Source organism: Desulfovibrio sp. DV, from assembly GCF_001936595.1.
Lineage (GTDB): Bacteria > Desulfobacterota > Desulfovibrionia > Desulfovibrionales > Desulfovibrionaceae > Solidesulfovibrio.
Map to the genome: position 1 here is coordinate 1 of NZ_MLBG01000018.1, position 22,674 is coordinate 22,674.

Annotated in this window: 20 protein-coding genes; 11 read left to right on the forward strand and 9 right to left on the reverse strand. The window is 65.8% G+C overall.

Features of this window, described 5'->3' with window-relative positions; translation table 11 throughout:
• The first annotated feature begins 159 nt into the window (after positions 1 to 159).
• A complete protein-coding gene (locus DVDV_RS06540) occupies positions 160 to 2,772 on the forward strand; it encodes a hypothetical protein (RefSeq protein WP_075353899.1) in 2,613 nt (870 codons plus the stop codon).
• Between the two features lie 97 nt (positions 2,773 to 2,869).
• A complete protein-coding gene (gene cobT / locus DVDV_RS06545) occupies positions 2,870 to 3,943 on the forward strand; it encodes a nicotinate-nucleotide--dimethylbenzimidazole phosphoribosyltransferase (RefSeq protein WP_075353900.1) in 1,074 nt (357 codons plus the stop codon).
• Between the two features lie 243 nt (positions 3,944 to 4,186).
• Here the strand turns inward: cobT and DVDV_RS06550 are convergent, their stop codons facing one another.
• From DVDV_RS06550 to DVDV_RS06570, 5 genes are all read right to left on the reverse strand, one after another.
• On the reverse strand, positions 4,187 to 5,329 hold the full coding sequence (locus tag DVDV_RS06550) for an acylneuraminate cytidylyltransferase (RefSeq protein WP_075353901.1): 1,143 nt from the start codon (positions 5,327 to 5,329) through the stop codon (positions 4,187 to 4,189).
• Between the two features lie 5 nt (positions 5,330 to 5,334).
• Complete coding sequence (locus DVDV_RS06555) at positions 5,335 to 7,977, reverse strand: glycosyltransferase (RefSeq protein WP_075353902.1); 2,643 nt, start codon at positions 7,975 to 7,977, stop codon at positions 5,335 to 5,337.
• Positions 7,974 to 9,134, reverse strand: coding sequence for a glycosyltransferase (locus tag DVDV_RS06560; protein ID WP_254845285.1), 1,161 nt, complete (start codon positions 9,132 to 9,134; stop codon positions 7,974 to 7,976). The genes DVDV_RS06555 and DVDV_RS06560 overlap by 4 nt, the downstream gene beginning before the upstream one ends.
• A gap of 629 nt (positions 9,135 to 9,763) precedes the next feature.
• Positions 9,764 to 10,072 carry an isoamylase early set domain-containing protein gene (locus DVDV_RS06565; RefSeq protein WP_075353903.1) on the reverse strand — a complete coding sequence of 103 codons (309 nt, stop codon included), beginning with the start codon at positions 10,070 to 10,072 and terminating at the stop codon, positions 9,764 to 9,766.
• Positions 10,073 to 10,213: 141 nt separating this feature from the next.
• A complete protein-coding gene (locus DVDV_RS06570) occupies positions 10,214 to 10,609 on the reverse strand; it encodes a response regulator (RefSeq protein ID WP_075353904.1) in 396 nt (131 codons plus the stop codon).
• Between the two features lie 270 nt (positions 10,610 to 10,879).
• On the opposite strand from DVDV_RS06570, the gene DVDV_RS06575 reads away from it, so the two are divergent.
• The 8 genes from DVDV_RS06575 (at position 10,880) to uppS (ending at position 17,857) form a co-directional block, all read left to right on the forward strand.
• Entirely contained in the window at positions 10,880 to 11,536 is a 657-nt protein-coding gene (locus DVDV_RS06575; protein ID WP_075353905.1) for a lysophospholipid acyltransferase family protein, read from the forward strand.
• On the forward strand, positions 11,533 to 13,188 hold the full coding sequence (locus DVDV_RS06580) for a ribonuclease J (protein ID WP_075353906.1): 1,656 nt from the start codon (positions 11,533 to 11,535) through the stop codon (positions 13,186 to 13,188). The genes DVDV_RS06575 and DVDV_RS06580 overlap by 4 nt, the downstream gene beginning before the upstream one ends.
• A 13-nt stretch (positions 13,189 to 13,201) precedes the next feature.
• Positions 13,202 to 13,975: a fumarylacetoacetate hydrolase family protein gene (locus DVDV_RS06585; protein WP_075353907.1), complete on the forward strand. Its 774-nt coding sequence runs from the start codon at positions 13,202 to 13,204 to the stop codon at positions 13,973 to 13,975.
• Positions 13,976 to 14,116: 141 nt separating this feature from the next.
• The gene (rpsB, locus tag DVDV_RS06590) at positions 14,117 to 14,917 is read left to right on the forward strand and encodes a 30S ribosomal protein S2 (protein ID WP_075353908.1); all 801 of its coding nucleotides are present in this window, start codon (positions 14,117 to 14,119) and stop codon (positions 14,915 to 14,917) included.
• A gap of 12 nt (positions 14,918 to 14,929) precedes the next feature.
• Positions 14,930 to 15,532, forward strand: coding sequence for a translation elongation factor Ts (tsf, locus tag DVDV_RS06595; RefSeq protein WP_075353909.1), 603 nt, complete (start codon positions 14,930 to 14,932; stop codon positions 15,530 to 15,532).
• Between the two features lie 324 nt (positions 15,533 to 15,856).
• Positions 15,857 to 16,579, forward strand: coding sequence for a UMP kinase (gene pyrH / locus DVDV_RS06600; protein ID WP_043632052.1), 723 nt, complete (start codon positions 15,857 to 15,859; stop codon positions 16,577 to 16,579).
• A gap of 1 nt (position 16,580) precedes the next feature.
• A complete protein-coding gene (gene frr, locus DVDV_RS06605) occupies positions 16,581 to 17,135 on the forward strand; it encodes a ribosome recycling factor (RefSeq protein ID WP_075353910.1) in 555 nt (184 codons plus the stop codon).
• 23 nt (positions 17,136 to 17,158) lie between these two features.
• Entirely contained in the window at positions 17,159 to 17,857 is a 699-nt protein-coding gene (gene uppS / locus DVDV_RS06610; RefSeq protein WP_083634678.1) for a polyprenyl diphosphate synthase, read from the forward strand.
• 52 nt (positions 17,858 to 17,909) lie between these two features.
• On the opposite strand, the gene DVDV_RS06615 is transcribed toward uppS, so the two are convergent.
• The 3 genes from DVDV_RS06615 to DVDV_RS06625 form a co-directional block, all read right to left on the reverse strand.
• Positions 17,910 to 18,221, reverse strand: coding sequence for a DUF1330 domain-containing protein (locus DVDV_RS06615; RefSeq protein ID WP_075353912.1), 312 nt, complete (start codon positions 18,219 to 18,221; stop codon positions 17,910 to 17,912).
• A gap of 116 nt (positions 18,222 to 18,337) precedes the next feature.
• Complete coding sequence (locus DVDV_RS06620) at positions 18,338 to 19,117, reverse strand: SDR family oxidoreductase (RefSeq protein WP_075353913.1); 780 nt, start codon at positions 19,115 to 19,117, stop codon at positions 18,338 to 18,340.
• Entirely contained in the window at positions 19,108 to 19,443 is a 336-nt protein-coding gene (locus DVDV_RS06625; RefSeq protein WP_075353914.1) for a nuclear transport factor 2 family protein, read from the reverse strand. The genes DVDV_RS06620 and DVDV_RS06625 overlap by 10 nt, the downstream gene beginning before the upstream one ends.
• Before the next feature lie 93 nt (positions 19,444 to 19,536).
• Here DVDV_RS06625 and DVDV_RS06630 point away from each other — a divergent pair, with 93 nt between their 5' ends.
• Positions 19,537 to 19,881 carry a helix-turn-helix domain-containing protein gene (locus DVDV_RS06630; RefSeq protein ID WP_075353915.1) on the forward strand — a complete coding sequence of 115 codons (345 nt, stop codon included), beginning with the start codon at positions 19,537 to 19,539 and terminating at the stop codon, positions 19,879 to 19,881.
• Between the two features lie 141 nt (positions 19,882 to 20,022).
• Here the strand turns inward: DVDV_RS06630 and DVDV_RS06635 are convergent, their stop codons facing one another.
• Positions 20,023 to 21,900: a methyl-accepting chemotaxis protein gene (locus DVDV_RS06635; RefSeq protein ID WP_075353916.1), complete on the reverse strand. Its 1,878-nt coding sequence runs from the start codon at positions 21,898 to 21,900 to the stop codon at positions 20,023 to 20,025.
• Between the last annotated feature and the right edge of the window lie 774 nt (positions 21,901 to 22,674).

A 22,674-nucleotide genomic window follows, 5' to 3' on the forward strand; every position in this document is an offset into this window, starting at 1 on the left:
GGCAGAAGAGGCCTCCGGCGGCCGGGGGGGATAATCCCCCCGGACCCCCTTGATGGGGGAAGTGTTTTAAGGGGTTCCTGGCCCGGGGAGAGGGGGAACACGCAGTGCAGTGCAGGCAGCCGACCATACCGGCCAACCCATAGCCCAAGGGGAGACCAGATGTTTAAATACCTCAAGACTGCCGCCGGATTATTGGGCTGTCTAAGCGTCTCCATGCTCCTCGTGTGGGGATGCAGCCAGAGCGAACCGCCGGCCCAGCCTGCCAAACCGGTCGGGGAGGCGGGCGCGCCGACGCCGGCCTTCAAGCCGGGGGTGCCGGAAGGGAAAAAGCTGGCCGCCCTTGATCCCGAGGCCGAAGCGGCCCGAATGAAAAAGATCATGGAGCGCAAACGGGCCAAGCCCAAAAAGAGTTTTGACAAGCCCAGGGAAGCCCAGATCTTTTTTGCCCAGAAACGCGCTCCGGTCGGCGAAACGGCCATCCCGGTCCAGCGCTACATCACGGCCATGGAGGCCATGCGGGACATGCCGCTTTTTTCCACCCGCGACAATGTAATGATTCCGGCTGCGGATCGCCGGGCCTATGACACCCGCGGCGGGGCAGCCCTCGGCAATTGGACCGGCGTCGGTCCCGGCAATGTGGGCGGGCGCATCCGGTCCATGGTGATCGACCCGGCCACACCGGCCACCATGTATATCGGCGGCGTGGCCGGCGGCGTGTGGAAAACCACCAACGCCGGCACTACCTGGACGCCGCTGACCGATCTGCTGGCCAATCTGGCCGTGTGTTCCATGGCCATGGACCCCAAAAACGCCTCGGTCATCTATGCCGGCACCGGCGAAGGCTATTACAACGTCGACGCCGTGCGCGGGGCCGGCATCTTCAAGACCACCAACGCCGGGACAAACTGGACCCAGCTGGCCTCCACCGCCAATGCGGATTTCTATTACGTCAACAAGATCGTGGTCAGCCCCAACGTCTCCAGCCGTCTCTACGCCGCCACCCGCAAAGGCGTTGCCGTCTCCACCGACACCGGCGCAAGCTGGACGCTCAAGCTGGATGCCGAGAACGTCAACGGCTGCACCGATCTGGTCGTTCGCACCGACATCACCAGCGCCGATACGCTCATCGCGTCCTGCGGCACCTACCTGACCGCGCCAACCCAGGCCGCCATCCACCGCTCCGAGGACAACGGCCAGACCTGGACCTCGGTGCATACCCAGACGAACATGGACCGCACCTCCCTGGCCATTGCCAAAAGCGACCAGACCATCCTGTACGCCCTGGTCTCGTCCAACGCGTCCGGCAACTGGAGCAACGGGTTGCTCACCGTGCTCAAGTCCGTCAACGGCGGAGCGAGTTGGGTGGCCGTATACACCAACACCCTCTCCAAAACCCTCGACAACATGCTGCTGACCAACGTCTGCTCGGCCTTCTGCGCCCAGTGTGAAGCCTCGGACACCTACGCCAACCAGGGCTGGTACGACAACGTCATTGCCGTGGACCCGATCAATCCCAACATTGTCTGGACCGGCGGCATCGACCTCTTCCGCTCCAACAACGGCGGCGTCTCCTGGGGACTGGCTTCGGTCTGGTGGGCCAATACCAGCAAGGCCGCCTACAACCATGCCGACCACCATGTGCTGGTCTTTCACCCGAACTATAATGGCGACAGCAACAAGACGCTCTACAGCGGCAACGACGGCGGCCTGTACCGCACCGACGACGCCCGGGCCGACACCACAACCGAAACCTGTTCGGACGCGGCATCCAAGGTCACCTGGGTGAGCCTTAATAATGGCCTGGGCATCACCCAGTACTATTACGGCGCGGTCTACCCCGGCGGCACGTCCTTTTTTGGCGGGGCCCAGGACAACGGCACCACGCGGGGGACCATAGCGGCCGGCACCAACGCCTGGACCACGCTGCTTGGCGGCGACGGCGGCGGGGTGGCCGTCAATCCGCAAAACACCAACACCCTTTACGGCGAATATACCAATCTAAGCCTCCAGCGTTCCATCAACGGTGGCACGGCCTTCACCCAGGCAACCACCGGCATCACCGAAGCCTCGGCCAATTTCGCCTTTATTGCGCCGTTTACCATGGACCCCAACAACCCGGCCAACCTGTGGACCGGCGGCAAGACGCTCTGGCGCACCATAAATGGTGCGGACGCCTGGACCCAGGCCAGCTCCGCTCTTGCCGGCGACGGCACGGTCAGCGCCATCGCCGTGGCTCCGGGCAATTCCAACATCGTCGCCGTGGGCACGAACAAAGGCTCCGTCTTCGTGTCCACCACGGCCCTGTCCACCACCGGCGCAACCGCCTGGACTTCCACCAAGCCCGTTGACGGCAACATCGCCGCCCTGGCCTTTGATCCCGGCAATTCCAACATCCTCTACGCCACCTGCTCCAACTTCGGGCAGCCCCACGTGCTCAAATCCAGCAACCGGGGCGCGACCTGGACCACTATCACCGGCACGGGAGCAACCGCCCTGCCCGACATCCCGACCTTTGGCATCGTCATCGACCCCAATTTCCGAAACCGCCTCTACGTCGGCACCGACCTCGGCATTTTCGCCAGTCTCGACGGCGGCACCACCTGGGCTGTGGAAAATTCCGGCTTTGCCAATGTCATCACCGAATCCCTGGTGGTTGAATCCGTGTCCAAACGGCTGTACGCCTTCACCCACGGCCGGGGCGTCTGGTACGTCCCCCTGCCGGCCAAGGCCGTCTCCGGGCCGGCAACCGATCTGCTGCTGCTTAATCAGTGACGCCGGCCAGCCCCGAATCGGTGCTGCCAAGACGAAAAGGCGGCCGGAAGGATCACCTTCCGGCCGCCCGATGTTTGAAACGTGCAAAGGAGTATCCATGTCCCGCACCCTGTCCGATGTCCTGGCCGCCATCCGGCCCGTCGACCCGGCCCTCGTTCCCGTGGCCAAGGCCCATCTCGACAACCTGACCAAGCCGCGCGGCAGCCTTGGGCGTCTGGAAGAAATGGCCGAGCGCCTGTTTGCCATCCGCGGCGGCCAGACCCCGGTGGCCGATCCGGCCCGCATCTATGTCTGCGCCGGCGACCACGGCGTGGCCGAAGAGGGCGTCAGCCTGTTTCCCCAGGAAGTCACCCGGCAGATGGTGGCCAATTTCCTGACCGGCGGGGCCGGCATCAATGTCCTGGCCGCCACTGCCGGCGTGGACATCCGGGTGGTGGACGCCGGCTGCCTGGGCGACCCCTTTGCCGCCCACCCCCGTTTTGCCGGAGCGCGCGTGGCCTCGGGCACGGCCAATTTCGTCACCGGCCCGGCCATGAGCCGCGCCGTGTGCACCGAGGCCCTGCTCCTTGGCGTGTCCCTGGCCGACGAGGCCGCCGCCGAAGGCTTCATGGCCCTGGGCACCGGCGATATGGGCATTGCCAACACCACACCCTCCACCGCCCTTTTCTGCGCCTACCTGGGCCTGGCCCCGCAGGCCATCACCGGTCCCGGCACCGGCCTTGATCCCCATGGCGTGCGCCGCAAGGCCGAGGTCATCAGCCAGGGTCTGGCCCGCCACAGCGACGTCGTGGCCGCCGGCGATCCGGTAGGCATCCTGGCCGCCCTGGGTGGTCTGGAAATCGCCTGTCTGGCCGGGCTGGTCCTGGGCGCTGCCGCCAACCGCCTGCCCATTGCCGTGGACGGATTCATTTCCACCGCCGCCTACACCGCCGCCCGGGCCATCTGCCCGAGCGTTGCCGACTACGCCTTTTTAAGCCACGCCTCGGCCGAACCCGGCTACGCCGCCATCATGGCCGCCATGGGCCAAAAGCCGCTGCTCGACCTCGGCCTTCGCCTGGGCGAGGGAACCGGCTCGGCCCTGGCCCTGTTCCTGCTCCGGGCCAGCGCCAACATCTACAACGACATGGCCACCTTCGCCGCCGCCGGCGTCAGCAGCGGCCAGGGGGCGTAGCCTGGGGGTAAGAGAGGAGAGGGGAGCGCCTCCGGCGGCCAAAGGGCAGTGCCTTGGATCCCACGTGGGGGTGTTTGATCTGACGGTGCGCGTTGCCAAGTCGGTGCGCGGAAGTAAAGCAGGAAAAGACGGGAAGAGATCGGCAGCCAAAGGGCCGTGGCCTTTGGAAAACCGCGCTTATAAGCGGCCCGGGACCTTGTTGCGGCAAGATTCCGGGCCGCTTTTTTTTGAGGTCGCGCGGCCTTATTCTGTAAGGACGTAGGCCCCTTGGTAAAAGGGCTCTTGCGCCATGTCGGCGGCAAAGCGGACCCGGGAAGCGGCAATCAGGCAGTCAGCGGCGGCCATGGGCCGGCCAAGGCCGCTTCGGTCAACTAGCCGGGGCGCGGCGTGGTCCGGCGCGGTCCGGGCGATGACCCGCCAGCACGGGCTGTGCTGGTAGACAGGCAGGCAGTGGGCGGTATTGGTCGTGGCGACATAGCGCGGCGACCAGGTGTGGGCCTTGGCGTCGGGGTTTAAAAAATGCAGTTCCGGCAGGTCGCTGACCAGACGGGCGGTGAAAAGGGGCGGGGCCGGCTTTTGGAGAACAAGGGGCGGGGCCGCCGGATCGGCCAGGGCCTCGGGGCCGAGCCAGGCCAGGAAGGCCTCTGGATCGGCCCCGGCCGGGGTCTGGACGAACCAGGGGCCAACCACGTGGGTGGTGACGGTGGTCTGGCGGTAGTGCGCGCCGGCCAGGATTTTTTCGGCCAGGGCGAGATCGTCGGCCGTGTCGATGTCCACGGTCTCGGGCAGGGTCACATCCAGCCGGTATTCCCGCTCGCCCAGGCGGTAGCCCAGGTGCATGGCCTGGATGTGCGGGGTTTCGCGCCGCCACAGCATGTAGCTGGTGGAGGAAAAACGCAGCAGGTTGGGAAAACCGGCAAAGACCGGGGCCACGCCGCCAGGGACCGGAAAGAAATAGTCGCGGTCCCAGTGCTGTTCCGGACGCACGGCCTGGACACGCAGGGCATAGCCGGTGTGGATGGCGGCGGCGGCTTCATGGAGGCGCTCGGTGCGGCGAAAGGGGAAGGTCGGCATGAACAGTCCGGCCCAGTCAAGCTCGGGCCGGTTTTCCACATAATGATCGGCCACCTGGGCCAGGGGTGCGTCGTCGCCGGCCAGGGCCTCGGGCCGCATGAGGACCCGGACGTCGCCCCCCGGATAGCGTTGGCCAACCAGGGCGGCCACGGCCCTGCTTTCGGTGGATACGGTCACGTCGCAAAAGACGCCGCTGGCCAGGAGCACGTCCAGGGTGCGGCACACCAGCGGCACACCGCCAAGGTCGATGATGTTCTTGCCGGGCAGACGCCTGGACCCCATTCGGGCCGGCACCAGGGCTCCGATACGCATACGGCTTAGACCTCCTTGGCCGGGAAGAAATGGGGACGATGGCGGCACAGGCTGTGCGTAACCTCGGCCATGTACTGCTCGTGGAGGACCACGGCCCGGTTGCTGCCGTGGCGGCGGTAGCCGCCGATCAGGCGGTCCACGGTCGTGAGCCGGGTGAGCTTGAAAAAACGCAGCCACAGATCGAAGTCGCCGGCCAGGGGAAAGTCAGGGTCAAAGCCGGCCCCGGCGGCCTGCCACAGTTCCCGGCTAAAAAAGGTGCTCTCCTGCTGGATAAAGGCCCGGAAGTCGCCGTCGTAAAAGACCTCCGGGCTCCAGGCCGGCAGGTCCGGGCGCACCCAGGTGACGCACCCGGCAGCGTCAAAGGCCGTGGGCCGGCCGGTGATCCAGCGGACCGCAGGAGCGGACAAAAAGGCGTCGGCCACCTTCAAAAGGGCCTGGGGGTGGAGCAGGTCGTCGGCGTTGAGCCAGCCGCATATGGCCGCGTCGCTGCCGGCCAGCCCCTCGGCCACGGCCGGGTAGTGGCCGGCGTCGGGCCGGCTGCGCCAGGCGGCCAGATGGGGGGCTGCCCGGCGGATGATGGCGGCCGAACCGTCGGTGCTGCCGCCGTCCAGGACCACATAGGACAGGGCCGGATAGTTCTGGGAGAGCACGCTGTCCAGGGCGGCGGCCAGAAAGGGGGCCTGGTTGAGCGAGGGCGTGGCCAGCCGGATGGCCGGCAGGGGCGTGCGCCTGAGGATTTCCGGCAAGGCCAGGGCGGCGACGGCGTCGCGGGCCATGGCCGCTGCCGGGGCGTGGCCCGGGACGGCGTCCGGCTCCGGGGTGAGTTCTTCGGCCGTAAAAGAGAGATTCCAGGAAAAGGCCCGGCCAAAGGCGGCAAAGGGGATGCCGGTGACCGGCAGCCAGTTGCGCTCGTAGGCGGCCCGGGACAGGTGGTGCCAGTCCGGGTCGGCGGCGATGGCGGCAAAGGGGGTCAGTTCGTCCTGCCGGCCGAGCCGGGCCAGCAGGTAGGGCAGGAAACCGCACGTCCAGGGGCCGTCCGGTTTGGCCACCACGTCCAAGAGGTGCAGATGGAGCCCCCCCGGCCGGGCCAGCCGGGCCAGATCGGCAGCCAGGGCGCGCCAGACCTCCGGGTCTTCGGGCACATGCTCCAGGGCCGAGACCGAGACCACGGCGTCAAAGCCGGCGTCCGGCAACTGGCTGGAAAAATCCCCCAGGGCGGCGCGCACCAGCCGGCCGGGATGGTTGGCCGGCAGGCCGGTCGGGCCGTTGCCGGTTCCGGCCAGGGGGTCAAGATTGGTGTAGGCAAAGCGCCCGGCCAAGGCCCGTCCCAGAGGGGAGACGCCGCCGCCGATTTCCAGCACCCTGGCCCCGGCCGGTAACGAGGACGACAGCACATGCCAGGCCAGCAGATGCTGGTAGTGCTTGAGATCGGCCAGCCCGGCGTCGCGAAAGGCCAGCTCCGGGGGCGGGTCCATGGCCGCGAAATGGCTTTTCTGGGAGTAGCGCCAGGGCCGAAAGTCGCGGCCCGTGGCAAAGGGCGGGGACGGGTGGCCGGTTGCCGCCAGATGCGTTTCCCGCCGGGCGGCGTGTATGGCCTCGGGCAGGGCCACGGCGAAAAACCGGGCCGCAGCCCGGTCCAGGGCCAGGGCCGGCTGGCGGCGAAGGCTCGCCGGATCGCGCAGCAGCCGCTCGTAGGCTTCCAGATAATAGGCCACCCGGGTCTTGGCGGAAAAATGGCTGGTCAGCCAGTCGCGTCCGGCCAGTCCCACGGCGTCGGCCGCCTCGGGATCGTCCAGGAGCGCCCGAAGGACCGGGCCGGCGTCTTCCAGCCGGACATTGACAAAGGGGCAGCGCGGCGTGCCGGCAAAGGCGGCCAACAGTTCCAGGCAGCGGCCGTCGAGAAAGGCCAGCACCGGCTTGGCCAGGGCCAGCCCTTCCAGACCGGTTAAGTGGTAGCTGCCGCTGGCCAGATCGTCGATGACGATTCTGGCCCGGCTTTTTCGGGCCAGGGCCTCGGCCAGGGGCAGGCCGGTGACGATGTCGCAGGTAACGCCCCGGGCGCGGCCAAGCTGCCCGAGCAGGGCGGCCGTTTCCGGCGCGGCCTTGGTGTTCCAGCGGTCCTCGAAGGCCCCGACCGTCTTGGTGTGGCTGAAAAAGACGTCCACAGCCGGCGGGCCGTCGGCCGGCAGGTAGCCGGGTTCGTCCTCGGGCACGAAATTGGGCACCACCCAGGCCCGGGGATAGAGGCGCTCGGGATACTGGGCAATGACCAGGGCCGGCAGGGGATCGGCCAGCAATTCGGAGACGGGGATGCCCATGGTCCCGGCCACCAGGGCCGGGGTGCTGTGGAACTGGCGCACCACGGCCGCGCCGCGCCGGGCCAGGGCGGCGAAATCGAGAGGGGCAAAGGCTTTCGAGTCCAGCGCCAGGTAGTTGTGCAGATGGATGACGTCGGCGGTCTCGGCCAGGGCCAGGGCCAGCTTTGGCGTCTCGTCAAAGACCACGTCCTGGCCGAACAGCCCGAACCGGGTGGTGTCCACCAGGCGGGCGTCAAGGCCGGCGTGGCGGGCCAGGGCGGCAACCAGACGCAGCGGCATCCCGGCCAGCGGGGTGGTGGAAAAATGGACCACGCGAAGGGGCCGGCTCACGGGGCGGCCTCCAGGGGCGGCAGGGGCAGGCCCCGGGCGGCCAGTTCGGCCCGCAGCCGTCCGGCCGGATCGCCCAGGGCCAGCCGCCGGGAGAAGCGGGCCAGCTGGCCCTGGCCGGCGGCAGCCAGGGCCGCGGCCATGGCCTCCTCAAGGCCGGGTTCGCGGCGATAGGCGGCCAGATTGGCCTGGGCCAGCTCCAGGCCAAGGGGCCAGTCGTTTCGGCGGTGGAGGGACAGGTTGGACAAAAGCCCCACCTGCTCGGCCTGGGTTCCGGGCAGGCGGCGCAGTATCCCGGCCAGCCGGCGGTCGACCTCCAGGGCGTCCGGGCGCAGCACCTTGGCCGCAAGCAGGCACTCGGCGGCGTTTTCGGGCAGATGGCGGTCCGGGTCGAAGACCATGCCCGGCGCGGCGTCGTATCCTCCGGCTTCGAGGGCGGCGGCGAAAAAGAGCAGATAGTCAAAGGCGTCGTGGAGGCGGACCGCCCGGACCCGGCCGGTTGCGCCCACATAGGCGGCGTAGGCCCGTCTGGCCCCTTCCGGGTCGCCCATCCGCCAGCAGGCGGCGCAGGCCAGGGCCGCCGCCTGGACATTGGCGGCCAGATCGGGCCGGGCCAGGCACACGCCGGCCAGTTGGGGGAGAAGGGTCCGGTCGTCCGTGTCTGCGGCCATGTGGAGCATGGCCATGACCACGGCCGGGCTGGGCGGGGCCGCGGCCAGGCGGTCCCAGACCGCTTGCCGGGGCAGGGAGGTCTGGCCGCTGCGCAAGAGGCGGAAAAAGGTCAGGGCCGTGGCTTCGGCTGCGGCCGGACCGGTGACCGGGCTGCCCGGGGCGTTGCCGGCCTCGGCGGCCAGGGCGAGCAAGGCCGCGGCCCGGTGCTCGGGCAGATGGCGGGCTTCCACGGCGGCGTGGGCGGCCCGGCCCATTTTTTCGGCCAGTCCGGGATGGGCGGCGGCAAAACGGAGATGCTCGTCGAGTTCCAGCACGTCGTCGTAGTACAGGGCCTCGCGGCCCGGCGCGAACAGTTCGGCCACGGCCTCGGGCCTGCGTTCGGAAATGGGCAGGCAGCCGCAGGAGGCGGCTTCGAACAGGCGCTGGTTGACCTCGCCGGCAATGCACTCGTTGGGGGCGACCCGGGCATCGGCGTAGACCGCGGCCATGGGCCACGCCGTAGGCGTCCTGGCAGGGCGTGAGCCCGGCGGCGGCCAGATGGTCGGCAAACCACTGGCGGCGGCGGCGAAGGGCGGTGACGCGTCCGACAAAGGCCATGTCCCGGCTGCGCCCGGCAAAGGGGGCAAAGGGCCGCCTGACCCCGTTCCAGGTGATCCAGGCGGTCCGGGCGGCTCCGGCCGCGGCAAAGGCGTCGAGCAGATGGGGCTGGGTGCTGGCTGTGGCGGAAAACTGCCGGGCGTAGTGGCCCTGCCAGAAAAAATTGAGATGGGGGTCGCGGGCCCAGAAAATGGTGGGGCAGGGGGCGGCCTCGATGTCGGTCAGCACGAACCGTTTGCCGAGATGTTCCTGGTGGATGACGCAGTCGGGCGGCTCGGGCAGATCGGCCAGGAGGCGCGGCAGGCTGGCCGTGCCCGCGGGCGGATCAAGGGCCACGGCAGCCACCCCGAGGCGGGAAAAAGCCCCGGCCAGGGAGGAGTGGATGAGGCAGACGGTTCGTATCCGGGCGGCCATGGGCAGGCTGGGGAAGGGTTATCCCGCGCCCGGGCGGGGAAAGCCGGCGCGAAACGGCCGGGGGCTCCCCGGGGTTGCGCAGGGCCGGTCCGGCCGGCTGCCGACGCTAGACCAGGACCACGGAGTTTTCGCAGTCGCCAAACGGGCTGAAGGCGTATTTGTCCGCCTCGGGGTCGCTGATCCAGATTTCCCCGTCGATCAGGTAGCGGAATTGGTATTCGCGCCCGGTGTCCAGGTCAAGGGTGGCGGTGAAGGAACCGTCTTTTTGCCGGCGCATGGGGGCGGCATGGATGTCCCAGTCGTTGAATTCTCCGACCAGATGCACGGTGCCGGCACCCTTGGCTTGTTCCTTGGACAGGGTGAAGGTGACCTTGCAGACGGGTTTGCTTTTGAGCGGCTTTTTTTTCAGCGACATATTCTCTCCTTGCGGCACTGGCCGGTCGTCGTGGGGGAAACCGGCAGATACGCGGCATATTCCGGAGTCATCTTCAGGAGGTATCCCCTCTCTGTGACGTTGTAAAATCTTTTTTGGGAAATTTGCGGTCTGCCCCGAGCCCTACAACACCGCCTCTTTTTTGAGTGTTGCCACCATGGTCGCCAGGTTGAAGGGCTTGGTGAAGTAGCAGGTGACATTGCCCTTGAAAAAAGAGGTTGCGACATTTTTGACGTCGTCGTGGCAGGTGATCATCACCGCCTTGGCCTCGCTGCCCGGCGCCAGGCCCCGTTCTCGCTCCAGGCTGCGGATGGCGGTCAGGGCGGTGTGCCCGTCCATGATCGGCATCTGGATGTCCATGAACACCACGGAAAACGGCTCGCCGGCGTCCAGGGCCCGGGTATAGAGGTCGAGGCCCTCGCTGCCGTTTTCCGCACACGTGCAGGGAGCGAACTTGGACAGGGTGGCTTCCAGGGTCAGGCGGGAGAGGTGGTCGTCGTCCACGATGAGAATTTTCATGCTGGTCCCCTTTGGGCGTGCCCGGCAAACAGGGCATGTCGGTTTCCGTGTTGCCAAAAAAGGATAATCGATGCAAGGCCGCAGCCGGGGGAATCGACCACCGGGCCGGCCGCGAGACTGGATTTTTTTGGCGGGCGAAACTAGTATGGAAAACGGCCCGGCCATCCCCATCCCCGGGCAGGCCCCGAGCAACGTGCAAACGGACGTGGTGTATGCGAGCTTTGCTGTTCAAATTGGCGGTCGCTCCGCTGACATTTTTTTTTCAGCAGTATGTGCTGGTTGTTCGCCCGCGTGGGCCGGGACGGCCTGCTCTCCCACTGGTTTGAATGCCAATGGGCCAAATGCCTGTTGTGGACGGCGGGCGTGCGCATCGAGGCCGACCTGTCGGCGCTGGACCCCAAGGCCACGTATATTTTCATGGCCAACCACCAGAGCCACATGGACATCCCGATCCTTTTCGCGGCGCTGCCGGGATACAATTTCCGTTTCCTGGCCAAGGAAAGCCTGTTTGCCATCCCGGTGTTCGGCCCGGCCATGCGCCGCATGGGCCATGTGTCCATCGACCGGGGCAACCGGCGAAAGGCCATGGAGTCCATCCAGGAAGCGGTCAATCTGGTCGACAGCGGCGTTGGGCTGCTGGTTTTTCCGGAAGGCACGCGGTCCATGGATTATTCCCGGCTTCAGGATTTTAAAACCGGCGGCATGATCGTGGCGCTCAAGTGCCGGGCCCAGGTGGCCCCGATCATCGTGTCCGGCTCCGGGAACATCCTGGCCAAGCACGGCCGCAAACTCACCCCCGGTGTGGTGCGGATCCGGGCCTTGCCGCCTTTTGACGCCGCTGCCGCCTATTCGCTCAAACAGCGCGAGACTTTTAAAAACGACCTTTGGGACCGCATGGACGCGGCCTACCAGGAGATGCGCTCATGAATTCGTCCCCCGCCGTGACCCTCTATCCCTTGGGCGGCCTCGGCGAAATCGGGCTGAACTGCATGGCCCTTGTTTCCGGCGATTCGATGATCGTTGTGGACTGCGGCCTGATGTTTCCCGACGACTCCCTGTTCGGTATCGACGTGGTCATTCCACGTTTTGATTTCATTTTGCAAAACCGCGACAAGTTGAAGGGCATTGTCCTCACCCATGGCCATGAGGACCATATCGGCGCCCTGCCCTGGCTCATGCGTTCCTGCGACGCGCCCCTTTATGGCTCGAAATTCACCCTGGCCCTGGCCGGCAAGAAGCTCGAAGAGCACAGCCTGCGGGAATTCACCCGGTTTGAACCGGTGGCTGCCGGCGATGTGGTGACCCTGGGCGATTTTCGCGTCACCTTTTTCCCGGTCTGCCATTCCATTGTCCACGGCTTTGGCCTGGGCATCGAGACCCCGGCCGGGCGCATCGTCCACACCGGCGATTTCAAGATCGACCGCAATCCCCTTGACGGCCACGCCACCGACCTTGAGGCCATAAAGCGCTTTGCCAAGCCGGGCGTCACCCTGCTTTTGTCCGACTCCACCAATGCCGAGCGCGAGGGCTTTGCGCTGACCGAGCGCGAAATCAAGGCCGCCCTGGGCGACATCTTCACCGATGCTGCCGGGCGCATCGTGGTGACGCTTTTTTCCAGCCATATCCAGCGGATGCAGGAAGTCTTCGACCTGGCCCACGCCACCGGGCGCAAGGTGGCGGTCTCGGGCAAGAGCCTTTTCACCAACATCGAGATCGCCCGGGAACTGGGCCATCTGCGCATCCCGCCCGGCACCGAGGCCAGCCTGGACGAGCTGCCGGGCCTGCCCGACCATCAGGTGGTGCTGTTGGTCACCGGCTCCCAGGGCGAGCCGCTCTCGGCCCTGTCGCGTCTGGCCTACGGCGAACACCGGCAGGTGAAAATCCAGAAGGGCGACACCGTCCTTTTGTCCTCGCGCTTCATTCCCGGCAACATCCGGGCCATAACCCGGCTCATAAACCGCCTCTACAAGCTCGGGGCCGAGGTCCTCTACGAGCGCGTCCAGGCCATCCACGCCTCGGGACACGCCCATGCCGAGGAACTGCGGCTCATGCTGCACACGGTTTCGCCCAAGTTTTTCATCCCCATCCACGGCGAGTACCGCCATCTGGTCAAGCACGCCCGCATCGCGGTGTCCTGCGGCGTGGCCCCGGAACGGGCCCTGGTGATCGAGGACGGCCAGCCCGTGACCTTCGGCGGCGGGCTTATCCGCATGGAAGACGCCATCCCGGTCGAGCACATCTACGTTGACGGCAAGGGCGTCGGCGACGTGGGGGCCACCGTGCTCAAGGAACGCCAGCTTTTGGCCGGCGAGGGCCTGGTCATCGTGGTCCTGGTGGTGGACGAGAAATCCGGCGAACTGACCTTTGGCCCCAACATTCTCTCCAAGGGTTTTGTTTTCGAGCAGCACTACAGCCACGTGCTGGAAGACGCCAAATGCATCGTGCTCGACATCTATGAAAACGTGCCCCCGGGCCAGTCCGATCTGCTCAAGGAGCGCATCCGCTCTGCCTTGCGGCGGTTTTTCCGCAAGATTCTCGAACGCGACCCGGTGGTGGTGCCGCTGGTCATCACCCTGTGAGGGAGAACGCCGCATGAAGGTGCTTCGGGTGCGTCATGGCGACGCCGCTTTTTACGCCCAGCTTGTAGTCGAGGACAGCGCCGTGGTCTGCCTCGACCGCAGCCTGGGCCTGACCGATCCCATCCCGCTGGCCGAGGTGGCCGTGCTGCCGCCGGTGACGCCCTCGAAGGTGGTCTGCGCCGCCGGCAATTTTCGCAGCCGCCTGCGCGAGATGGGCCGGGACGCCGTCGACGCCCCCATGCTTTTTTTAAAGCCGCCTTCAGGCGTTGTCGGCTCCGGCCAGCCCATTGTGCTGCCCCGGACTTCGAGCCGGGTGGAGGCCGAGGGCGAGTTGGCCCTGGTCATCGGCCGCATCTGCCGCAACGTGGCCCTGGCCGATGTGCCCAAATGCCTGTTCGGCTATGCCTGCGCCAATGACGTCACCGCCGTGGACCTGCGCGCCCACGACGAGACGCTTGGCCGGGCCAAGGGCTATGACACCTTTGCCCCCATCGGCCCATGGATCGAAACCGACGTGGAAGACCCCTCGGCCCTGGGCCTGCGGATGCTCGTAAACGGCCGGCTCGTCCAGGAAGGGACCACCCGCGACATGGTGGTTTCGCCCTTTGCCCTGGTGCAGTTCGTCTCCTCGGTCATGACCTTGCTGCCGGGCGACGTGATCCTGACCGGTTCGCCGGCCGGGCCAAGCCCCATTGCCCCGGGCGACGAGGTGCGGGTGGAGATCGACGGCGTGGGCGTGCTCATCAATCCTGTCCGGGCCGAGCCCGAAGCCACCCCCCTGCAATAAGCGGCCGTTTGCCGCTTGCCATTTTCCAAAAAGCGGACTACAAGCCGCTGTTCACCAAACACGCACGCCCTGCCTGTTGATCCTGGGTGCCGGACGGTCCGGTTGCTCGGGCGGGGCGGAGGGAAAACCCAAGGAGTTTTCATGCCTTACGTTTCCATGAAACAGCTGCTGGAGACCGGTGTCCACTTCGGACACCAGACGCGCCGTTGGAACCCCAAGATGCGCCCGTTCATTTTCGGGGCCAGAAACGGCATCCATATCATCGATCTGCAGCAGACCGTGAAACTGTACCAGAAAGCCCACGACTTCATTTCCGACGTGGTGGCCGGCGGCGGCCGCGTGATTTTCGTCGGCACCAAGCGCCAGGCCCAGGAGTCTGTGCGCAAGGAAGCCGACCGCGTCGGCCAGTACGCCGTGACCAACCGCTGGATGGGCGGCATGCTGACCAATTTCCAGACCATCAAGAAAAGCATCGACCGCATGAAGCTCCTGGAGCGCATGTTCGAAGACGGCACCATCAAGCGTTTCCCCAAAAAGGAAATCGTCATGATGGGCCGCGAAGTGGCCAAGCTCAATGCCAACCTCGGCGGCATCAAGCACATGGACCGCCTGCCCCAGGCTGCCTTTATCATCGACCCCAAGCGCGAGGAAATCGCAGTCCAGGAATGCCGCAAGCTCGGTATCCCCATCGTGGCCGTGGTTGACACCAACTGCGATCCCGACGTCATCGACTACGTGATCCCCGGCAACGACGACGCCATCCGGGCCATCAAGCTGTTTGCCACCAGCATTGCCGAGGCCTGCCTCGAGGGTGCGGCCCAGAACAAGGACGTCGACATTGAAGCGGCCATGGACAAGGACGAAAAGCCCGAGTCTGTCGAGCCGGTCGCTGCGGCTACTGAAGCTGCTCCCGAAATCGCTCCCGAAACCACCGACGAGTAGGAGGATTCCCCCATGTCGGCCATTTCCGCTGCTAGCGTGAAGGCCCTGCGCGACAAGACCGGCGCGGGCATGATGGATTGCAAAAAGGCCCTTGGCGAGTGCAACTGCGACGAAGAAAAAGCCATCGCCTGGTTGCGCGAGAAGGGACTGTCCAAGGCCCAGAAGCGGGCCGGCCGTGACACCTCCGAAGGCGTCATCGGCTCCTATATCCACTCCACAGGCAAGCTTGGCGTCATCGTCGAGATCAAGTGCGAGACGGACTTCGTGGCCCGTTCCGAGCGCTTTGTCGAGTTCGCCAAGAACGTGGCCATGCAGATTGCCGCGGCCAACCCGGTCTGTCTGGCTCCTGAAGACGTTCCGGCTGATTTGCTGGCCAAGGAAAAAGAGATCTTCAAGCATCAGGCCATGGAAGAGGGCAAGCCCGAAGCCATTGCCGAGAAGATCGTCGAAGGCCGCGTGAAGAAGTTCTACAAGGAAATCTGCCTGCTCGACCAGCCGTTTATCAAGGACGACAAGGTCACCATCCGTGACCTGTTAAACGACCTGATCGGCGTCCTGGGCGAAAACGTCCAGATCGGGCGGTATACCCGCATGGCCCTGGGCGAGAGCGCCTAGGAGACCACGCACCGATTCGTAAACGGGCCGCAAGGCCCGTTTTTTTTGGAGTCGCCTTGTTTGGCGGTTCTCCTTGCATTCTCGCCCGAGCCGGGCATGATGGCCGGGATCGTCTGCCTGGGCGCAGGCGGTCCCGCCTTCCGGCCGGTCGGGCGCTGGCGTCGCCGGTCTGTTCCGGGAGGGGGCGGACACGGGTTTGTTGTCGGCTGCCCCCGGGCTGCCCCGCCTCCCCGGAGCGTCAAAAAAACAGTCCGGGAGTGGGCGGTGCGGCGGGCAAGGCCTGGCAACGGACGGATTTCTCCTCCCATCATCACGAGGTGCCCCATGTCGAATTTGCGATTTTCCCAGGTTTTGCTTAAGATCAGCGGCGAAGCGTTGGCCGGTGGTCGGCCCTTTGGCATCGACAACCAGACCATCACCAATTTCTGCCGGGAGATCGTGGACGCCACGGCCCTTGGGGCCAGGATTTCCCTGGTCATCGGCGGCGGCAATATTTTTCGCGGCGTCTCCGAGCAGGCCGCCGGCATGGACCGGTCTTCGGCCGACTACATGGGGATGCTGGCCACGGTGTTAAACGCCCTGGCCGTCCAGGAGGGCCTGGAGAAGCAGGGACTGTCCACCCGCGTCATGTCGGCCATCACCATGCGCGAGGTGTGCGAACCCTATATCCGCCGCCGCGCCCTGCACCATCTGGACAAGGGACGGGTGGTCATCTGCGCGGCCGGGACCGGCAATCCGTACTTCACCACGGACACGGCCGCAGCGCTTCGGGCCATGGAGCTCAAAAGCGAGGCCATTCTCAAGGGAACCAAGGTCGACGGCGTGTACGACAAGGACCCGGCCAAGCACGCCGATGCCGTCAAGTTCGACGAACTGACCTATATGGACGTGCTGGAAAAACGGCTGCGGGTCATGGACACCACCGCCATCAGCCTGGCCATGGACAACCATATGCCCATCGTGGTCTTTAACATGTTTACCGCAGGAAACCTGAGCCGGGTGCTCACGGGCGAGCCCGTCGGCACCGTTGTCAGAGGAGGCGAATAACATGCAGGCAGTGCTCAAGGACGCCGAAGAGCGGATGAAAAAGGTGCTGGCCACCCTGGAGAAGGAATTCTCCCGGCTGCGCACCGGCCGGGCCTCAAGCTCCCTGCTTGATGGCGTGCGGGTGGACTATTACGGCACCATGACCCAGCTCGACCAGCTGGCCTCGGTGGCCACGCCCGACAGCCGCACCATCACCATCCAGCCCTGGGACAGAAAGGCCTTTGCCGACATCGAAAAGGCCATCATGAAGTCCGACCTGGGCCTCACCCCGGTCAACGACGGCAAGGTCATCCGCATTTCCATTCCGCCCCTGACCGAAGAGCGCCGCAAGGATCTGGTCAAGGTGGGCAAGAAGCACACCGAGGAAGCCAAGGTGGCCGTGCGCAACATCCGCCGCGACGCCAACGAGGCCCTCAAGAAAAAGAAGAACGACAAGAAGATCAACGAAGACGACCAGCACAAGGGCCAGGAAGACGTGCAAAAGCTCACCGACAGCTATATTGTCAAAACCGATGAGGCCTTTTCCAAGAAGGAAAAGGAAATCATGGAGATCTAGCCCTGGACAGCCATAAGCTTCCGCTGCCGCGCCACGTGGCCGTCATCATGGACGGCAACGGGCGCTGGGCCACCATGCGCGGGCTGCCCCGCAGCGAGGGACACCGGGCCGGCACCGAGTCGGCCCGGGCCATTGTCACCCGTTGCCGGGAACTCGGCATCGGCCATCTGACCCTGTACACCTTTTCCAAGGAAAACTGGGGCCGGCCGGCCGACGAGGTGAAGTTCCTGTTTGATCTGCTCGTGCGCTTTCTGACCCGCGAGCTCGATACCCTGCTCACCCAGTCCATCCGCTTCACGGTGCTCGGCGAGATCGACGACCTGCCCCTGGCCACCCGCAAGGTGCTTGGCCATGTCATCGCCAAGACCGCCCATTGCACCGCGATGACGCTCAATCTGGCCCTCAATTATTCCGGACGCGAGGAAATCCTTCGGGCCTGCCGCCGGCTTGCCGCCAAAGGCACGCCGCCGGACGGCATCACCGAAGAGGCGCTTGCCGCCGAACTCTACACCGCCGGCCAGCCCGATCCCGATCTCATCATCCGCACCAGCGGCGAGATGCGCCTGTCGGGCTACCTCCTGTGGCAGTCGGCCTACAGCGAGTTCGCCTTCCCGGACACCCTCTGGCCGGATTTTTCCCCGGCCCACCTCGACGCCGTCCTTGGCGACTACCAAAACCGCACCCGCCGCTTCGGCCTGACCGGCGACCAGCTCCAGACCTAGGGACGTGCCCCCGGCCACCCCCGGCCGGGGCCGGCTTCGGCGGCAGGCCTGGCTAGGGCGCAACCGGCCGGTTTGTTTCCATTCCTTCCGTGAGAAGCACCCGATAGTCACTGCCCAGATGCCGGTGTTTGCAGGCCTCCTGGTAGGCCGGGCTGTGGTAAAAGGCTTTTGCCTCTTCGGCGCAGGCGAATTCCAGCACGACAACGCCTTGGGCCTCGGCTCCCTCCAGCGTCTGGCAGGGGCCGTAAATGACGTGCGGCGTGATGTTGTGGCCCTGCATGGCTTCGGGAGCCTGCTGGGTATAGAGGGCGTATTCGGCTTCGTCGCGCATTTTCTCGCGAATGAAAATCAGATAGGCAGCCATGTGGGTGCTCCTTGTCGGCTGGGTCGTTGGAGGGGCGGGGTGTGCGCCCGTGCCTGAGGGCACCCGGCAGAACCCCGGGCCATAGGGGCTTGACGGTTCCCGGCGGGCCTTCCCGGCTAGGCCACCGGGATCGTGCCGCCGTCGATGACGTACTCCGTGCCGGTGATGGCCGCTGCCCGGGGCGAGGCCAAAAACGCGATGAGATTGGCCACCTCAAGCGGTTTTGCCGGGCGGCCCAGGGGAATGCCGCCCAGGGCGTCCATGATGATCCGCTGGCCGCCTGCATAGTCGGTGCCGGCCTCCGTGGCGAGCCTTTCGGCCAGGGCCACGGCCGCTTCCGTTTCGACCCAGCCGGGCGAGACGCGCACGACCCGGATGCCTTTGGGGGAGACCTCCTTGGACAGGCTCTTGCTGTACGTTGACAGCGCCGCCTTGGCCGCTGCATAGGCCGTCGTGGACTCCGGGAGCGGGAGGCGATCCTGAATCGAGGTGACGTGGATGATGACGCCGGACCCCTGGGCCAGCATCCCGGGCAGCAGGGCGCGATCCAGGCGCACGGCGGGAAACAGGTTGAGGGACAGTTCCCTGTGCCAGGCCGCTTCGTCCAGGGCGGCAAAACCGCCTGCCGGGGTGCTGGACCCGCCCAGCACGTGAATGATGCTGTCCACGCCGCCGAGCCGGTCGCAAACCGTCCGGGCGACCGCGGTACAGCCGTCAAGGGTCGTCAGGTCCGCGGCCGTAAAGGCGTCATCCGGCAGATCATCCGGTTTTGTGCGGGCCACAGCCAGCACGCGGGCGCCGTATTGGCGAAAGAGCCCGGCCACAGCGCCGCCAATGCCCTTGGTCCCGGCCGTCACCAGGACGCGCTGGCCCGCAAGTTCGAGATTCATGGACATGGCGTGATCTCCAAAGAGGCGATGCGCTCGCCCGACAGGGTAAACACCTGGTCGAGATTGACCGGGCTGCCGGGAAAATTGCCGGAAACCCTTGTGTGCACCCGGATAGCGTCCAAAAGGATTTCGCTGTCGCCTGTCTCGGTTGTAAATTGGTATTGCTGTCTGGCGGCGGCCATCCAGTCCTGGATGGCCGCGTGTCCCTGGTATTCCCGGCCTTCGTCCCGCACGATGGCCGTGTCGGTAAAACAGTGTTTGAGCCTGGTGAAATCTGCGGCGTTGCTCAGTTGGAAATACGCTGCAACGGCTTTTGGGAGCGGGGTGCTCATTTTGGGTGCCTTCCTTGTTGCAATGGGCTTTCGGCCAAACTATGCCCTGGCTCGCAAACCTTCAAGAACGCACCGAAAAGTGAGGGACTTCCCATGAGGAAAGCCTATACGCCCGAAACGGCGGCGGCGGATGTGGAAAAAACCCTGCAGGTGCTTGAGGGACGCTGGAAGCTGCTCATCGTGTTCCACCTGTTTGGTGGAAAAATCCAGCGTTACAGCGAGCTTGAGCGGCTCATCCCAGGCATTTCCCCCAAGATGCTCGCCCAGCAGTTGCGGCAGTTGGAGGCCGACGGTCTGGTCTTGCGAACGCTGTATCCGCAAGTGCCTCCCAAGGTGGAGTACCGTCTGACGGATTGGGGGCAGGCCCTGTGCCCGGCCCTGGATGCCCTGTTGCAATGGGCGGAAAAACGGCCTGAGGCCGGCGACCCCCGGGAATAAACGAGGTTTCCGGGCGGCTGTCGCCGGCCGCCCTGGCCGGCGACCCCCGGAAACCCAAGGCCTGTGGCTCTGCGATCCCGGCTACCTCCCCGTCACCACGCCCCCCTGCGGCCGGCCCTGTGCAGGGCAACCCCGCGGTTCCTAGGCCAGGGCCTTTGGCCTGCTGCCGCCCCGGCCTTCGGCTTCCAGCTCTTCCATGAGCGCCGCCAGTTCCTGGGACTGCCGGGCCAGTTCGGCCACGGTCCGGGCCGCTTCGGCCATGGCCCGGGAATTGGATTCGGAAATGGCGCTGACTGCGTCCACGGCCCGGTTGATCTCGTCGCTGGTGGCGGATTGCTCTTCGGCGGCCGTGGCAATGGAGCGCACCTGGTCCGAGGCGTTTTCCACCAATCCGACGATCTGGGCCAGGGCCTCGCCGGCCTGGGCCGCCAGGCTGGTGGCCTTGGCCACGGCCCCGGCCGCCGCGTCCACGTTGCCCACGTTCCGGCTGGCCCCGGCCTGGATGCCCCGGATGGCGTCGCCCACTTCCTTGGTGGCGGTCATGGTCTTTTCGGCCAGCTTGCGCACCTCGTCGGCCACCACGGCAAAGCCCCGGCCGGCGTCCCCGGCTCGGGCCGCCTCGATGGCGGCGTTCAGGGCCAGCAGGTTGGTCTGGTCGGCGATGTCGGAAATGACGTTCATGATGGCCCCGATGTCCTGGGCCTGCCGGCCCAGGCTGTCCATATCGGCCTTGAGGCCTTGGGCCTGCTCCTGGACCAGCTCAATGGCCGCCACCACCTGCGTCACCACGCCGGCCCCTTCCACGGCCTTGGCTTTGGCCGCGTCGGTGGTGCCGGCGGCGTTGGAGGCATTTTTGGCCACCTCAAGGACCGTGGCGTTCATTTCCTCCATGGCCGTGGCCGTCTCGGTCATGCGCCGGGACTGGTCCTCGGCTCCCTGGCTCGACTGGCTGATGCGGTCCGACAGTTCGGCCGAGGCCGTCCCCACCACCGACACCACGCCGCCCAGGCGGTCGGCCGCCTGGGTCAGGCCTTCGGCTTTGGCCCGTTCGGCCTTCTGGGTGGCTTCCTCGGCCAGACGGGTGGCTTCGAACGCAGCCTGGGCCTTGTCCTCGGCCTCGGCCGTCTTGGCCGTGATGTCGTCCATGTTGGTGCGCAGGGTGGCCACCATGGTGTTGAGGGCCACCTGCATCCGGGCGGCTTCGTCGTTGCCGCGGGCGTCCAGGCGCACGGACAGGTCGCCGGCGGCGCAGAGCATGGCCGCCTCGGTGGTCTGGCGGATGGGGCTGGTGATCGAGACCATGATGACGGCGCTGACCCCGATCAGGATGACCAGCCCCACGGCCACGCTGCCGGCGATGGTCAAAAGGGCCGAGCGGATGCGGGCCGCGTTGTCGGCCCGGATGGCGGTCTTGGCCCGGTCGATGTTGTCGATGTAAATGCCGGTGCCGATCCACAGCGTCGTGCCCGGGATCATGGTGGCGTAGGCCAGCTTGGGCTGGTCGCCCTGGCCGGGCTTGGGAAAGATGTACTCGATAAACCCGCCGCCGGCCTTGGCTTTCTGGTTGAGTTCGCGCACGAAGTAGACGTTGTTCTTGTCCTTGAGATCCCCCAGGTCCTTGCCCTGGTTGGCCTTGTTGGGCGGCAGGGCGACGTTGACCGTGTCCTGGTAGACGAAGAAGTAGCCGGATTTGTCTTCTTCAAAGCGAAAGGTGTCCACCATGGACCGAATGGTCTCCAGGCGTTTTTCCGGGGTATTCTCGGTTTTGATGGCCGCACTGATGGCCTCGGCCATGGCATTGGAGGCCACGGCGAGTTTGAGGCGTTCCCCGTCAAGCATGAGTGTCTGGGCCGATTGCACCGTATGCTCTTCCAGCCGATGCAATTCCGTGGAAAAGGCCAGGACCATGCCGACGGTAAACAGTGTGAACAGGGCCAACAGGAGGACGAAGCGCCAGGACAGGGAAAAGCGCCGCAGAACAGCAAGGACGCCGCCGGAACCGGATGCAGTCGCAGTCACGGGAACCTCCGCCAACAGGTTGCAGGCCAGGGGCTTTTGCGGGATTTCACCAGACTTTAGGATATTATCCAAATGCAATCAACAGGGTCGGTGAAAAATGCCTGCAGGTTCATGCGGCTGGCGTTGGATTCGGGTTTGGCTTTGTTGCAGGCCAAAAAAGCAGCCCCCGCCGGGGGGGCGGGGGCCTGTCAAGGAGGGAGGAGAGAATCTGTGAGCACGTCTGCTCCGGGGGGTTGGCCCGGAAGCGGGATCGTCGACGGTATGGCTTGAGGGGGAGCCTTTCCCGTCAATGTACAGATAAGACCCGATCATGAAGCAGGCATGGATGGCGGATGAACTCTGCGATGGATTTGGCAAAACAAAACCCCTGCCGGGGAGCAGGGGTTTTGTTTTCGAGGAGGAGGAGGAGCAATCGTCTCGGCCTTTGGCGGGAGGGGGACCGCTGCGGGCTTTGGGTTGTTTGTTGGCAAGGGCGGGGCGGCCGAGGGGGTGGCCGCTTCCCGTTGCCGACAATCTAAAGCCGGTCCATGAAGCTGCGATGGCGGCTGCATGAATTCTGGTTAGGAATTGCCTTCCCCGCCACCGCAGCGCGGGTTTTCCGACCCGGCCCGGGCGCGCAAGGCCGGTGGTACGGCCAAGGCCCTTGCACGTCCCGGACCGGCCCCAACCGCACCCGGATCCGCGCCCCGCCGCTTTACAAAAAGGAAGCCCCCGCCGGGGAGCGGGGGCTTCGTCAAGGAGGGGGAGAGCGTCCTTGGGACCGCCTGGGGATGG